This is a genomic window from Cupriavidus sp. PB-02 (genome assembly GCF_058252315.1).
Genome location: NZ_CM177695.1, coordinates 1,734,359 through 1,747,119, shown reverse-complemented (window position 1 = coordinate 1,747,119; position 12,761 = coordinate 1,734,359). Strand labels below are relative to the sequence as shown.

At 67.8% G+C, this 12,761-nt stretch carries 12 protein-coding genes and 1 pseudogene; 7 read left to right on the top strand and 6 right to left on the bottom strand.

All coding sequences use genetic code 11. The annotated features are described in order from the left end of the window. Positions 1-45 precede the first annotated feature (45 nt). Together AC10V3_RS28750 and AC10V3_RS28745 are read left to right on the top strand one after the other, a co-directional pair. The gene (locus tag AC10V3_RS28750; RefSeq protein WP_022538764.1) at positions 46-294 is read left to right on the top strand and encodes a hypothetical protein; all 249 of its coding nucleotides are present in this window, start codon (positions 46-48) and stop codon (positions 292-294) included. Positions 295-329: 35 nt separating this feature from the next. Further along, positions 330-530, top strand: coding sequence for a hypothetical protein (locus AC10V3_RS28745; protein ID WP_022538763.1), 201 nt, complete (start codon positions 330-332; stop codon positions 528-530). Between the two features lie 90 nt (positions 531-620). Here AC10V3_RS28745 and AC10V3_RS28740 read toward each other — a convergent pair whose 3' ends face one another. After that, positions 621-1,973 carry a polysaccharide deacetylase family protein gene (locus AC10V3_RS28740; protein ID WP_490923824.1) on the bottom strand — a complete coding sequence of 451 codons (1,353 nt, stop codon included), beginning with the start codon at positions 1,971-1,973 and terminating at the stop codon, positions 621-623. Between the two features lie 420 nt (positions 1,974-2,393). Here AC10V3_RS28740 and AC10V3_RS28735 point away from each other — a divergent pair, with 420 nt between their 5' ends. After that, positions 2,394-3,638: a glycosyltransferase family 4 protein gene (locus AC10V3_RS28735; protein ID WP_022538761.1), complete on the top strand. Its 1,245-nt coding sequence runs from the start codon at positions 2,394-2,396 to the stop codon at positions 3,636-3,638. A 117-nt stretch (positions 3,639-3,755) separates the two neighbouring features. Next, positions 3,756-4,898, top strand: a complete 1,143-nt coding sequence (locus tag AC10V3_RS28730; protein WP_022538760.1) for a 3-deoxy-7-phosphoheptulonate synthase — start codon at positions 3,756-3,758, stop codon at positions 4,896-4,898. Positions 4,899-4,953: 55 nt separating this feature from the next. Here the strand turns inward: AC10V3_RS28730 and AC10V3_RS28725 are convergent, their stop codons facing one another. Beyond that, complete coding sequence (locus AC10V3_RS28725) at positions 4,954-6,279, bottom strand: phosphoribosyltransferase family protein (protein WP_349605905.1); 1,326 nt, start codon at positions 6,277-6,279, stop codon at positions 4,954-4,956. A gap of 114 nt (positions 6,280-6,393) precedes the next feature. Continuing rightward, a complete protein-coding gene (locus AC10V3_RS28720; RefSeq protein WP_022538758.1) occupies positions 6,394-6,849 on the bottom strand; it encodes a universal stress protein in 456 nt (151 codons plus the stop codon). A gap of 174 nt (positions 6,850-7,023) precedes the next feature. On the opposite strand from AC10V3_RS28720, the gene AC10V3_RS28715 reads away from it, so the two are divergent. The 3 genes from AC10V3_RS28715 (at position 7,024) to AC10V3_RS28705 (ending at position 8,545) form a co-directional block, all read left to right on the top strand. Further along, positions 7,024-7,179 (top strand): hypothetical protein, encoded by a 156-nt coding sequence (locus AC10V3_RS28715; RefSeq protein WP_374063717.1) that lies wholly within the window; start codon positions 7,024-7,026, stop codon positions 7,177-7,179. A gap of 86 nt (positions 7,180-7,265) precedes the next feature. Then, the gene (locus AC10V3_RS28710) at positions 7,266-7,685 is read left to right on the top strand and encodes an Hsp20/alpha crystallin family protein (RefSeq protein WP_022538757.1); all 420 of its coding nucleotides are present in this window, start codon (positions 7,266-7,268) and stop codon (positions 7,683-7,685) included. A 26-nt stretch (positions 7,686-7,711) separates the two neighbouring features. Then, positions 7,712-8,545 (top strand): universal stress protein, encoded by an 834-nt coding sequence (locus tag AC10V3_RS28705; RefSeq protein WP_490923823.1) that lies wholly within the window; start codon positions 7,712-7,714, stop codon positions 8,543-8,545. A 39-nt stretch (positions 8,546-8,584) separates the two neighbouring features. Here the strand turns inward: AC10V3_RS28705 and paoC are convergent, their stop codons facing one another. The 3 genes and pseudogenes from paoC to paoA form a co-directional block, all read right to left on the bottom strand. After that, positions 8,585-10,780 (bottom strand): aldehyde oxidoreductase molybdenum-binding subunit PaoC, encoded by a 2,196-nt coding sequence (gene paoC, locus AC10V3_RS28700; protein WP_022538755.1) that lies wholly within the window; start codon positions 10,778-10,780, stop codon positions 8,585-8,587. Between the two features lie 4 nt (positions 10,781-10,784). Beyond that, positions 10,785-11,751 (bottom strand): annotated as a pseudogene (locus AC10V3_RS28695) (FAD binding domain-containing protein). Continuing rightward, positions 11,748-12,392, bottom strand: a complete 645-nt coding sequence (gene paoA / locus AC10V3_RS28690) for an aldehyde dehydrogenase iron-sulfur subunit PaoA (RefSeq protein ID WP_349605906.1) — start codon at positions 12,390-12,392, stop codon at positions 11,748-11,750. The pseudogene AC10V3_RS28695 and the gene paoA overlap by 4 nt, the downstream one beginning before the upstream one ends. Between the last annotated feature and the right edge of the window lie 369 nt (positions 12,393-12,761).

The window sequence follows — 12,761 nt, the reverse complement described above, 5'->3', positions numbered from 1 at the left end:
CAGCGGGGAGGTAAGGCGCCTGCGCTTCTACAAGGAGATGCTGGCATGAGGCAGCACAACGGACGCGCCCGCCGCCCGCTTGCGCGGGCGCTGCTGGGCGCCGGCGGCCTGGTTGTACTGCTGGCCTGCACCGTGCCGGCGGCGCAGGCGCAATCCGGCGGCTTGATGCCCGCCGCGCTGGACTGCGGTGGTCCGCTCGAAGGCGCGGTCTGGCGCCGCTGGGACGAAGGCGGCCTCGCCTACGTGCAACGGGAGCTGATCGCGGAACGGCTGGTGAAGGAAGGTGACACCTAGTCCATCGCGTCTTTGAAATAGCACCCCATTCATCTATGATGGTTTTGCGACGTGGCCCCGCACTGCATGCGCTGGGGGTGCGCTTGTACGACCTGACGCAGTCGCCACGCGACGAAGACCGGGACTTCGTTGTGGCGCATTACCCAGGCCTGGTCGGAAAGCACGGCGACAGCAGGCGCATGCTTGCCGAACTGATGTTCTGGCCTACGCTGGTTCGCCGCAACGGCGCACGCTGAAGGACGAGGGCATCGCCGCAGCGCTGCCTGCCATCGAGCGAGCGCGGTCCCTGTGGAGGCGGGACCGCGGCTTGCCGGTGCGATGGCTTGTCAGTGGGCAACCACCGCCTGGTACAGCTCCCGCTCATCGGCATTGCCGAGCGAGGAGTTGTGCCACAGCATCGTGAAACAGCCATTCACCGCATTGCAGGTATCCTTCAGTTCCCGGAATTTCTTCCAGGCTGCCTCGCTGGTTCCAAGCCGCATATAGCCCATGACGGTGGCTTCCATCGCGATCAGCGGGCGAATGCGCAGGTTCAGGGCCTTTCCCGCGACCGGATCGAAGGCCGGGTACTCGAAGCAGGTTCCGCAGCGGAATCCGGCGCGGTCGGCGTAGCTGAGCGTGCTGTCGTAGGTCATGCCCGCCTGCTCCCAAGCGAGCATGGTGGTCGGGTGCTCCCAGCGCAGGTAGTGCATGCGGCCGCCCCACACCTCCTGCGTGATCTTCTCTTGCTCGCATACCCGCCGTAGCCGGTTTGCCTCCGCCTGGACCGCCGCGGGGACCTGATAGGTATTGAAGCTCGGGTGCAGGCCGATTTCGTGGCCGCGGGCATGGATGCGCTGCATCAGTCCGCGTATGGCGGGATGCTCGGGCTCGTAGTCGGCATCCTTGCTGGGGTCGGTGCGGCCGCAGATGAAGTAGAAGGCGCTGACCAGTCCATGGCGCTCGGAAACATCCATGAGCCAGTCGAAGGTATTGACCCGATCGGTCGGATGCAGCGCGGTCCGCGTCTTCATCCGGATGGCCGGGGCCTGCAGCACGCTTCTCACGTCCCGGCGTACCAGTATGTCGCCGGCCATGCGGCGGACCATTCTCGCCGCGGAGCCAAAACCATAGCGACTGGGCACATCCACGTCATGCGACACCTTCATGCTGGCCCGCAGTTGCGTGAGCTGCAGCTCGGGCCACTGCCGCCGGATCACCTGGCCAAGGATATGCAGCCACTCATCCACTACCGGCCGCTCCAGATAGCCATGCTTGTGGGCATGCGAGGCGCTGGCCGGAAAGCGATTGTAGTTGTCAAGATCGGTGCGGCCGACCTCCTCCTGACGCGACAGCATCCAGTAGCTCAGGCCGAGGATGTCATAGTGGATCCGGTAGCCGGTCGGGGTTGCCTCGATCAGCGGCGACGGTGCGCGCGCGAGGCCTGGCGCCGGCAAGGGCCCGCGCAGGACCGGCTGCCAGCCCTCGGCAAGCGCATCCCAGGTGGTGAAGGCGAGTGCCGAGTCGGCGCGCCTGAAGGTGCCGGGGTCTGCGGCAATCTCAATCGATCCCTGGCCGGAACCGGCAAGGCTCAGGCGGACAAAGCCCGCATCAGTCCCTTGCAGCTGAAAGCCATGGCCGAACCGCTCCGCGAGAATCCGCTGTAGCCAGGAGAGGGTTTCCTGAGTCATATGCCTCATTCAGAGAATTCCAGAGTGAATACGCGGTTGGGAAAATTATCCGGACTCGGTACTGCGCTCGCAATGGCGTTGGGTGCGACGCCGAACGCAAAGCGAATACGTTGAGCTGCCGAACAGCTGTCTTGAGGCCGCTACGGTGCCGCGTCGGAGTGTGGGCCGGGCCACGCTATGGACTTTCCAATTGCGGCAGACTTTGATTAGATGTAGTCGGTTGGATTGAAGAAGTACGCAGCCGATGACGGCAGAGTGTTTCAGCATCCGGCCGTGACCATTGCCTTGTGCGCCGACAAGCGGTCGCGCCACGGAGCCGTTCTTGACGAGCCCACATTGCCCTGATGACCCACCAGACCCCCGGGAGAGTCCAACTGGACGAAGCCTGCCGATGACATCTGCGCCAGCATCCAACGATCGGGCCCATCCATGAAACACGTCTGGATTCTCAATCACTATGCCAAGGAACCCAACAGCGGCACAGGCGGCACGAGACACTTCCATCTCGCGGAGCACCTGGGCTCGTCTGGCTGGCAGGCGACCGTCATCGCGGCCAACGCCAACTCAGTCGGCAGCGAAGAGCGGCCGCTGGCGGCAGGTGAGTTGTCGCGCCTTGACCGTATTCGCGATGTGCCCTTCCTCTGGGTGCGCACGCCGATATACCAGGGCAATGGCGCCGGCCGCATCCTGAACATGCTGGCCTACAGCTGGCGCGCATTGCGTCGGCGGACCACGCGCGGCCTGGCGCGCCCGGACGTGGTGATCGGTTCCAGCGTGCATCCCTTGGCCGCGGCGGCGGGCGCCCTGCTGGCGCGCCGCTTCAAGGTCCCATTCGTGTTCGAGGTGCGCGACCTGTGGCCGCAGACACTGGTGGACATGGGCCGCCTGCGTGAAGGGGAATTCCTGACCTGGGCGCTGCGCAAGCTGGAGGCGTGGCTGTACCGGCGCGCCGATCGCATCGTCGTGCTGCTGCCGCACGCGTGGGAGTACATCACGCCGCTCGGCATCCCGAAGGAGCGCATCACCTGGATACCCAATGGCGTGGACCTGTCGCTGTTCCCGCCGCCACCGGCGCGCACCGGGGAGCCGTCCGGGCGTTTCACGCTGATGTATTTCGGCGCCCACGGGCAGGCCAACGGCCTGGACAACGTGCTGCAGGCGATGAAGCTGGTGCAACAGCGGCCGGAGGGGCGGCACATCACCCTGCGCATGGTGGGGGATGGCCAGCTGAAGTCTGCGCTGATGGCGCAGGCGCGGGAGCTCGGCCTGAGCAATGTCAGCTTTGAGCCGCCGGTGCCGAAATGCCGCATCCCGGCCGTGGCGATGGAGGCGGATGCCTTTGTCATCGCCGTGCGCGACCTGCCTCAGCTGTACCGGTACGGCATCAGCATGAACAAGCTGTTCGACTACCTGGCTGCGGAACGCCCAATCGTCATCGCCTCCAATGCCGCCAACAATCCGGTGGCCGACTCGGCGGCGGGACTGACGGTGGGCGCGGAGCAGCCCGAGGCACTGGCCGACGCCATCATCAGCATCGCCGCAGCGCCGCTCGAGGCCCGCGAGCGCATGGGGCGCGCTGGGCGGGAGTACGTCGAACGCAACCACAGCTTCCAGTACCTGGCGCAGCGCCTGGCTGCCGTGCTGGACGAAGCATGTGGAGCCAGGTCAACCTAGTGTCTCGCGCCGCCCCGGCGGACGAGAGGGCCGCGCATGGATTAAAGTAGCGCAACCGAACCTGGATCTCCGGCATCCGCCGGAGATTTTTTTATCCCAGTTCCCCAGGAGCCAGCCATGAATGGTCCACAGAAATCACCGCCCACCATTGCCGAGGGTTGGCAGACGCCGCCGGACCGCACTAGCGTGACCGACGACGCGCGCGTCGATGACATCATTCCACTGCCCCCGCCTGAACACCTGATCCGTTTCTTCCCCATCCGGAACACGCCTGTCGAATCCCTGGTCACCCAGACGCGCCAGCGCATCGCGCGCATGCAGCACGGCAAGGACGACCGGCTGCTTGTGATCATGGGACCTTGCTCGATCCACGACCCGCAAGCTGCACTCGAGTACGCGCGGCGCTTGATGGCGCAGCGGCAGCGCTACGCCGAGTCGCTGGAGATCGTGATGCGTGTGTACTTCGAGAAGCCCCGTACCACCGTGGGCTGGAAAGGGCTGATCAACGACCCCTATCTGGATGAGAGCTTCCGCATCGACGAGGGCCTGCGCATTGCGCGCAGCCTGCTCGTCGACATCAACCGCCTCGGCTTGCCGGCGGCCGGCGAGTTCCTGGACGTGATCTCGCCGCAGTACATCGGCGACCTGATCTGCTGGGGCGCGATTGGTGCCCGCACCACCGAGAGCCAGGTGCACCGCGAGCTGGCTTCTGGCATTTCGGCGCCGATCGGCTTCAAGAATGGCACTGACGGGAATATCAAGATCGCCATCGACGCCATTCAGGCCGCCTCGCGTCCGCACCACTTCCTGGGGGTGCACAAGAACGGGCAGGTGGCGACGGTACACACCAAGGGCAACCCGGACTGCCATGTCATTCTCCGCGGGGGCAAGGCCCCGAACTACGATGCGGATTCCGTGGCGGCCGCCTGCCGGGAACTGGAAGCGGCCGGGCTCGGCAACTCGCTGATGGTGGATTTCAGCCACGCCAACAGCAGCAAGCAGCACCAGCGGCAGATCGATGTCGCGCGCGACGTTGCGCAACAGATAGGCAGCGGCAATCGAGCCATCTTCGGGGTCATGGTCGAGAGCAATCTGCTCCCCGGCGCGCAGAAGTTCACCCCGGGCGAGCACAATCCGTCTGCATTGACCTACGGACAGAGCATCACCGATGCCTGCATCGGGTGGGACGATTCGGTGGCAGTGCTGGACATGCTTAGCGAGGCGGTCAATGTACGCCGCGGGCTCTATTCGAAGCCGTAGCAACGACGATGATCGACAGCCGGCCAGTTCACCGCCGGCGCAAGCGCAGGGCGCTTCAGTGCGCGTCGTAGGCGAGCACGGCGGGTGGGGCCGCAGGCAGTAGCTGTTCGAACCAGTCCGCCGTCAGGCTGGCGATGCTCGCCAGCGCCGGGCGGTCTTCGAAGCTGCGGCCGTTGGTCGGGATCAGCCGCAACTGCCGCGGGCCGCGCATCTGCCCGAAAGCCAGGTCGTTGACGCGGATGCTCTCCGGGTCGCCGCTGGCGCACATCAGCAAGACCGGTGTTTCAAGCTCTCGCAGGGCTGCGTCGCCGGACAGGTCCGCGCGCCCCGCGACAAAGGCCATGGCCGCGAGCCGGTCCGGGTTGACCGCGGCTTCGCGGGCCGCTGCCGCGGCGGCGCTGCCGGTACTGAGCAAGCCCGCCGGCAAGCTGGCAAAGGGCGTGCGTGCGCGCAGGAAGTCCAGCGTCTGGCGCAGCCGCGCCGCCAGGTCGTCCAGCTCGGAAGCCGCGGCGTCGTCGACGCGGCTGTCAGGGCGCAGGTCGACCAGCATGGTGGCGAAGCCCCTGGCCCGCAGCTTGCGCGCCAGGTAGTGGCTGCGCGCGGCGCGGCGCTGCGCCCCGCCCGCATAGACCATCAGCACGACGCCCAGCGGATCGGGGCCGGATTCGAGCATGGCCGGCAGCCAGCCGCTGCCATACGGGACCTGCACGGCCGCGCTGAGCGATGGCAAGCCGGCGCCCGCCCGTTGCCCGGCGCCCGGGCCGGCCTGGGCGGGCGTCCTGGCCAGCAGTTGCCTGACCCGGTCGTCGCTCACCAGCTGGAACTCCCGATAGTAGTGCGCGAGGCTGGCGATGCGCTCCGGCGTGTCCAGGCAGACAACTTCGTCGGCCAGCGCGCGGATCCGTTCCAGCCCGGCCCTGGCGGCCACCGGCAGCGCGCAGACGATGCGCGCCGGATAGCGCTTGCGCAGGCGTGCCAGCGCGGCATACATGGTGGCGCCGCTGACCAGCCCGTCGTCGACCACGATCACCACGCGAGCGTGCGGGTCGCAGTGCTGCCGCAGCGGCGTATAGACCGCTCGCTGGCGGCGCAGCTCGTCGAACAGGGCGTCGCGCCGCTCGTCCGCTTCGCCGCAGGAATCGCCTTCGCCGGTGCGCCAGGTTGCGCCGGCATCGTCCAGGGCCACGCCGGGTGCGATCCTGCGCGCCATCGCCAGGTCAAAGTCGGCACCCAGCGTATCGGCGACGATGCGCCCGACCGGCACCCCGCCGCGCGGTATCGCCAGCACCAGGGCGCCGGTGCCCCGGTAGGCGCGCAAGGCCCCGGCCAGCTCCGTGCCGGCATGCTCGCGGGTCTGGAAACGCGTCTGGTAACGGCTCATGGAAATCAGCGAAGAAGGTGGCGGAGGGAGAGGCCGCAGCCAGGCCAGACGGGCCGGGCCAGGAAATACGCAGTGATATACGGTCGGAGCCGGGCAGGCGGTCCCGGCTTGCCGTCAGCCTTCGGTCTCGCTGCGGATCAGCAGCACTGGCTTGCTGGCCCTGGCAAGTACGCCTTCGGACACGCTGCCCATCAGCAGGCGCCTGACGCCGCGCCGGCCGTGGGTGCCCATGACGATCAGGTCGGCATTCCAGGCATCGGCTTCGGTGACGATGGTCGCCGAGATCCGCCCCGGCGCCACCGGCTTCTCGTCCAGTTGCGTGATGCTGCGGATACCGGCCTCGCCCAGGCGGGCCGTGGCGGCCTCCAACGCCTTGCGGCCATGGGCGATGAGGTTTTCGACCAGCTCGCGCGGGTCGAAATAACTGGCCTCGAAGTAGACATCGGAATCGTCCACCACGTACAGCACCTTGACTTCGGCACCCGTGGCCCGGGCGATGATGACGGCCTGGCTCAGGGCCAGGTCGGACGAGCGGCTGCCGTCCACGGCGAGCAGGATGCGCTGGTACATGGTGTGTCTCCTGAGGGGGCAACTGGCGACGAATTTCTGTTGCGATTCGTTGCAGTTAGCGTAGCCGGTGGCAGCGATATGGGCTTGACGCGGATCAACCCGGCGCAGGCAAATCGTGCTGGGTTTCTTCGCGAACCGTTGCCGGGGGTCTGGAAGTGGCGGCGGCGGACCCTGATGCGCGCCTTGGTGCTGCAGCCCGCACTGATCACCCGCCAGGGCAGGGCTGCACGTGCGGGGCAGAACGTCGCCACCTGCGCGCCGGTCGAACTGGCAGGGACGTTGCCGGGTGGCGTTGCCGTTGCGCAGGCGCGCGTCCCCAGGCATCGTTGACGCGGCGCAAATCCATGCCGGCCGGCCGTGTCACGATGGACTCACCTGCAAGTGCCGGGCGGCAATCGCCAGAGCAAGGAGGCATCATGGGCAGCAACAGGTACGACCCGTTCTCCATCGAACCCATCGGCGACATGCTCCAGGGAGTGCTGCGCACGCTGCGCGGCGCGGCCGAAGGCGGTGGGGGCATCAAGGTGGACGTCAGCGAGACCGAGCGGGACTATACGGTGACGGCGGAGATCCCCGGGGCGAGGAAGGAGGATATCGAGGTGTCGGTGGAGCGGGGGACGGTGGTGATTTCCGCCAGGGTCGAGCGCTCCAGCGAAGAGAAGGAGGGCGAGCGCGTGATCCGCCGCGAACGCTACCGCGGCACGATGCGGCGCGCCTTTGCGCTGGATACCGACGTCGACGAGGACAAGGTCGACGCGGTCTATGAAAACGGCGTGCTGCGCCTGGTGCTGCCCAAGAAGCAAGCCACGCCACAGAAGACCATCAACGTCCGCTAGCGGACCGCCACGCACAGGATCACGCCATGCCCATGCACTTCCGGACCATCCTGGTCGACCTGCGGGAAGACCATGCCCGCGCCGCCCGCATCGAGGCCGCCGCGCGACTGGCCGCGCAAAGCGGCGGCAGTGTCGTAGGGCTGACTGCGACCGGCACGCAGCTCGAACCATTCCGTGGCGCCGGCGCGGAAGCCGGCAGCTACGCCGCGCTCGCGGCCGGCCATTTGCAGCGCCTGGCCGCAGAGCATGAGGCCGTCTTGCTGGAGGGAACGCGCCAGGTATCGGCTGCTGTCACGACCCGGCATTTCGTGGTCGAGGCGGAAGCCGGATGGGCGCTTGCCGACGAAGGCCGCTATGCCGACCTGATCCTGCCCGGTCCGCCCGGCGGCGACGCGGGCATTCCGGCGCCGATGGCGGGCACCGCGGAATACGCGCTGCTGCATGCGGGCCGGCCGGTGCTGCTGATTCCCGGTCGTGCCTGCCCGGTGCTGCCGGGCCGCGTTGCCATCGCCTGGAACGGCGGGCGCGAGGCCGCCAGGGCGGTGGCTGATGCGCTGCCCTGGCTGGCCAGTGCCACTGGCGTGTCGATCGTAGTGGTCGAAGGCGGCGCGGATGGGCCGGACCGGGCCAGCGGCGTGCGCCTGGCGGACTGGCTCGCCAGTCATGGCGTCAGCGCCGACCTGCATGTCGAGCCGGGCGGCAACCCTGACGAGGTCTTGCCGCGAATGGCCATGGACCTGCAGGCGGACGTGCTGGTCGCGGGTGGCTATGGCCGGGCACGGCTGCGCGAGCTGGTGCTCGGCGGCACCACCCGGGCGTTGCTGCACCAGGCGGCGCTGCCGGTGTTCCTGTCCCGCTGAAGCCCGGCCCGAGGTCGCACCGACGTCGGGCCGGCCGCATCAGACCACCAGCGGCATCTTCCCGATCAGCTTGTCCAGCGTGATCGGATAATCCCGCACACGCACCCCGGTAGCGTTGTAGACCGCGTTCGCCACGGCCGCCCCAACGCCCGAAATCCCCAACTCCCCCACACCCTTGGCCTTCATCGGCGATGAAGCCGGATCGGTCTCGTCAAGGAAGATGACCTCCTGATGCGGAATATCGCCATGCACCGGCACTTCATAACCCGCCAGGTCATGGTTGACGAAGAAGCCAACACGCTTGTCGACCGCGAGTTCCTCCATCAGCGCCGCACCCACGCCCATGGTCATCGCGCCGATCACCTGGCTGCGCGCCGACTTGGGATTCAGGATCCGCCCCGCCGCGCACACCGCCAGCATGCGCCGCACGCGGATCTCGCCGGTGGCCGCATCGACCGCGGCTTCAACAAAATGCGCCCCGAAGGTGGACTGCTGGAAACGCTTGTCGAGGTCGCCGAACTCCAGCACATCCTCCGCCACCATGCCGCCTTCACCCGCCACGCTGGCCAGTGGCACGCTGCGGCCGCCGGCGCGGATCTGGCCGTTGTCGAACACCGCCTCCTGCGGGGCAAAGCCTGCCTTCTGCGCCACCGTGTCGCGCAGCTTGACGCAGGCCGCATAGACCCCGGCGGTGGAACTGTTGGCGCCCCACTGGCCGCCCGATCCCGCCGAAACCGGGAAATCCGAATCCCCCAGCCGCACCAGCACCCTGTCCAGCGGCACGCCCATCATTTCCGCCGCGGTCTGGGCGATGATGGTGTAGCTGCCGGTGCCAATATCGGTCATGTCGGTTTCCACCGTGACGATGCCATTGCCATCGACCCGCACCCGCGCGGCTGACTTCATCACCTGATTGTTGCGGAACGCCGAAGCCACGCCCAGGCCGACCAGCCACTGGCCCTCGCGCCGCGCGGCGGGCCTGGCGCTGCGGCCCTGCCAGCCGAAACGCTCGGCGCCGATGCGCAGGCAGTCGACCAGGCGCCGCTGCGAGAACGGGCGTCCCGGCTTCTCCGGATCGACCTGGGTGTCGTTGAGGATGCGAAAGGCGATCGGGTCCATGCCCAGCTTCTCCGCCATCTCGTCCATCGCGACTTCCAGCGCCATCATGCCGGGCGCCTCGCCGGGCGCGCGCATGGCATTGCCTTCAGGCAGGTCCAGTGACGCGAGCCGCAGCGTGCTCAGCCGGTTGGGCGCCGCATAGAGCAGGCGGGTTTGCTGGATCGCGTTCTCCGGCTTGCCGCCCGGCAGGTCGCCCGACCAGCTGTCATGCCCGATCGCGGTGAGCTTGCCGTCCAGCGTCGCACCCAGCCGAATGTGCTGGATCGTGGCCGGGCGGTGCGTGGTGTTGTTCATCATCAGCGGGCGCGTCAGCGCCACCTTCACCGGCCGGCGCACCGCGCGCGCGCCGATCGCGGCGAGCAGCACATCGGCACGCAGGAACAGCTTGCCGCCGAAGCCGCCGCCGATAAACGGCGACACAACGCGCACGTTCTCCCTGGGGATGCCAAGCGTGGTGGCCAGGTCGGTGCGGGCCCAGTCGATCATCTGGTTGGAGGTCCAGACCGTCAGCTTGTTGCCTTGCCAGGCGGCTACGGTGGCATGCGGCTCCATCATCGCGTGCGACTGGTCCGGCGTGGAGTAGGTGGCGTCGAGCTTCACCGGCGCCGCCGCAAAGGCCCCGGCAAAATTCCCCACCGCCGAGTCGGGACGGTTGGCCACCTTCGCCGCGGCGTCGCGTGCCTGCGCCAGGTCATAGGCGCCGCGCTGCCGGTCGTAGCGCACGCGGATCAGCTGCGCCGCGGCGCGCGCTTGCTCGAACGTCTGCGCGATCACCAGCGCGATCGCCTGGTGGTAGTGCTGGATCTCCGGGCCACCCAGCAGCGTGGCGGTATTGCGGCCGGCCTTGGCGAGCTCGCCGGCATGTTGCGCGGCAATGATGTCGATGACACCGGGGGCGCGGCGGGCCTCGTCCAGGTTGATCGACGCGATGCGGCCCTTGCCGATGCCGGCGCCGACCACATAGCCGTAGGCGGCCTTGGGCGCGACATCGTGGCGCTCATAGGCGTAGGGCGCCGTGCCCGTGGTCTTGCGCGGGCCGTCGATGCGGTCGACGGGGTGGCCGACTACCTTGAGCTGGTCGATCGGGTTGGTGGTGGCTGGGGTATCGAATTTCATGTCGTCATCCCTTCGCCTGCGCCAGCGCGGCGGCAATCGTACGGTAGGCCAGCGTGAGCTTGAACTGGTTCTCCTCAGTGGGGCGGGCATCGGCCAGCAGGCGCTCGGTGACCGCGCGCGCGCCCTGCGGCATCTGCGCTTCGGCGGCTTCCACGCGCCACGGCTTCCACGCGCCACGGCTTGTGCGCGACGCCGCCCAGCGCGACCCGGCCGGTGCCGTCGGGCTGCACGATGGCCGCAACCGACACCAGCGCAAACGCATACGAAGCACGGTCGCGTACCTTGCGATAGACCTGTGCGCCGCCGATGGGCTTCGGCAGCGTCACCGCGGTGATCAGCTCGCCGGGCTCCAGTGCGGTCTCGATATGCGGCGTGTTCCCGGGCAGCCGGTGGAAGTCGGCAATCGGGATCACGCGGGCCTTGCCGTCCGGGCGCACGGTCTGCACCGTGGCGTCGAGCACGCGCATCGCCACCGCCATGTCGCTGGGATGGGTGGCGATACAGCTGCTGCTGCCACCGACCACCGCATGCTGTCGGCTGAAGCCGCCGATGGCCGAGCAGCCGCTGCCCGGCACGCGCTTGTTGCACGGCAGGTTGGTGTCGTAGAAGTAGGGACAGCGCGTGCGCTGCAGCAGGTTGCCGGCGGTGGTGGCGCGGTTGCGCAACTGCCCGGACGCGCCGGCCAGCAGCGCGCGCGACAGCACGCCATAGTCGCGCCGCACGCGCGCATCGGCCGCCAGGTCGGTATTGCGCACCAGTGCACCGATGCGCAGGCCGCCTTCCGGCGTGGCGTCGACGCGGTCCAGTGTCAGGCGGTTGACGTCGATCAGGTGGACCGGTGATTCGATGCCCAGCTTCATCAGGTCCAGCAGGTTGGTGCCGCCGGCGATAAAGCGCGTACCGGGCGTGCGCGCCGCCGCCGCGGCGGCCTCGGCGGGAGAACGCGCGCGTTCATAGGTAAAGGGCTTCATGCCTTGCTCCCGGCAACCTCGGTGATCGCGTCGACGATATTGGAGTAGGCGCCGCAGCGGCAGATATTGCCGCTCATGCGCTCGCGGATTTCCTCGGCGGTGAGCTGGGGGCGCGCCTTCAGGTCGGCACTGACGTGGCTGGGGATGCCGTCGCGGATCTCGCCCAGTACCGCAACGGCCGAGCAGATCTGCCCCGGCGTGCAATACCCGCACTGGTAGCCGTCATGTTTGACGAAGGCCGCTTGCATCGGGTGGAGCTTGCCCGGCGCGCCGAGCCCTTCGATGGTGGTGACCTTGCTGCCGTCATGCATCACCGCCAGCGTCAGGCAGGAATTGATGCGCCGGCCGTCGACGATCACCGTGCACGCGCCGCACTGGCCGTGGTCGCAGCCTTTCTTGGTGCCGGTGAGTTGCATATGCTCGCGCAGTGCGTCGAGCAGCGTGGTGCGGGTATCCAGTTGCAGCGTCCATGGCTTGCCGTTGACTTCGAGCGAGACGGCGCCGGTCACGCCACCCTGGGTGCCGCTGCCCGCCACGGCCTGGGCGTTGGCGACAGCAGGCAGGGCCACGCCAGTCGCGGAAACGGCGCCGACCTTGAGCAGGTCTCGTCGTGTGAGCTTGATGTCGCTGACGTCTTCCATGCGTTCGGGTCCTTGTCTGGTCGCTTTCCGTAGAAAAGCGAAACGCCGGCGGGGGCGCGGCGTTCAGGTTGTGGGGGTGCAGGCTTGCGAACTGCGGGGCCGTTCGGCACTGCCGGAAGCTGTCAGGATCTGGCCGGCGGTTGCGGCGGCACCGCGAGTTAAGGAGGCGCAGAAAAATGATAGATCGGATCGCTGACAGTGTTTAGATACGAAAATCCGAATGCGCTTTTAAGTTCTATTCATCAATCGGCCCCAAACGGGTGCGCGGCGAGCGGGAAGGTCGGTGAATTGTGATGGGGGCTGCTCCCGGGCGTTTGCAGTGCGCCACCCAGGTTGCTAGAGACCGGTACGGGTGCTCCGCAGGCAGCC

Bases quoted from the DNA above. Each gene is read 5' to 3' on its own strand.
- AC10V3_RS28740 (WP_490923824.1), bottom strand. From the start codon at position 1,973: ATGAGGCATATGACTCAGGAAACCCTCTCCTGGCTACAGCGGATTCTC.
- AC10V3_RS28710 (WP_022538757.1), top strand. From the start codon at position 7,266: ATGGGCAGCAACAGGTACGACCCGTTCTCCATCGAACCCATCGGCGAC.
- AC10V3_RS28725 (WP_349605905.1), bottom strand. From the start codon at position 6,279: ATGAGCCGTTACCAGACGCGTTTCCAGACCCGCGAGCATGCCGGCACG.
- AC10V3_RS28735 (WP_022538761.1), top strand. From the start codon at position 2,394: ATGAAACACGTCTGGATTCTCAATCACTATGCCAAGGAACCCAACAGC.
- AC10V3_RS28720 (WP_022538758.1), bottom strand. From the start codon at position 6,849: ATGTACCAGCGCATCCTGCTCGCCGTGGACGGCAGCCGCTCGTCCGAC.
- AC10V3_RS28730 (WP_022538760.1), top strand. From the start codon at position 3,756: ATGAATGGTCCACAGAAATCACCGCCCACCATTGCCGAGGGTTGGCAG.
- AC10V3_RS28705 (WP_490923823.1), top strand. From the start codon at position 7,712: ATGCCCATGCACTTCCGGACCATCCTGGTCGACCTGCGGGAAGACCAT.
- AC10V3_RS28715 (WP_374063717.1), top strand. From the start codon at position 7,024: ATGCGCGCCTTGGTGCTGCAGCCCGCACTGATCACCCGCCAGGGCAGG.
- paoA (WP_349605906.1), bottom strand. From the start codon at position 12,392: ATGGAAGACGTCAGCGACATCAAGCTCACACGACGAGACCTGCTCAAG.
- AC10V3_RS28750 (WP_022538764.1), top strand. From the start codon at position 46: ATGAGGCAGCACAACGGACGCGCCCGCCGCCCGCTTGCGCGGGCGCTG.
- AC10V3_RS28745 (WP_022538763.1), top strand. From the start codon at position 330: ATGATGGTTTTGCGACGTGGCCCCGCACTGCATGCGCTGGGGGTGCGC.
- paoC (WP_022538755.1), bottom strand. From the start codon at position 10,780: ATGAAATTCGATACCCCAGCCACCACCAACCCGATCGACCAGCTCAAG.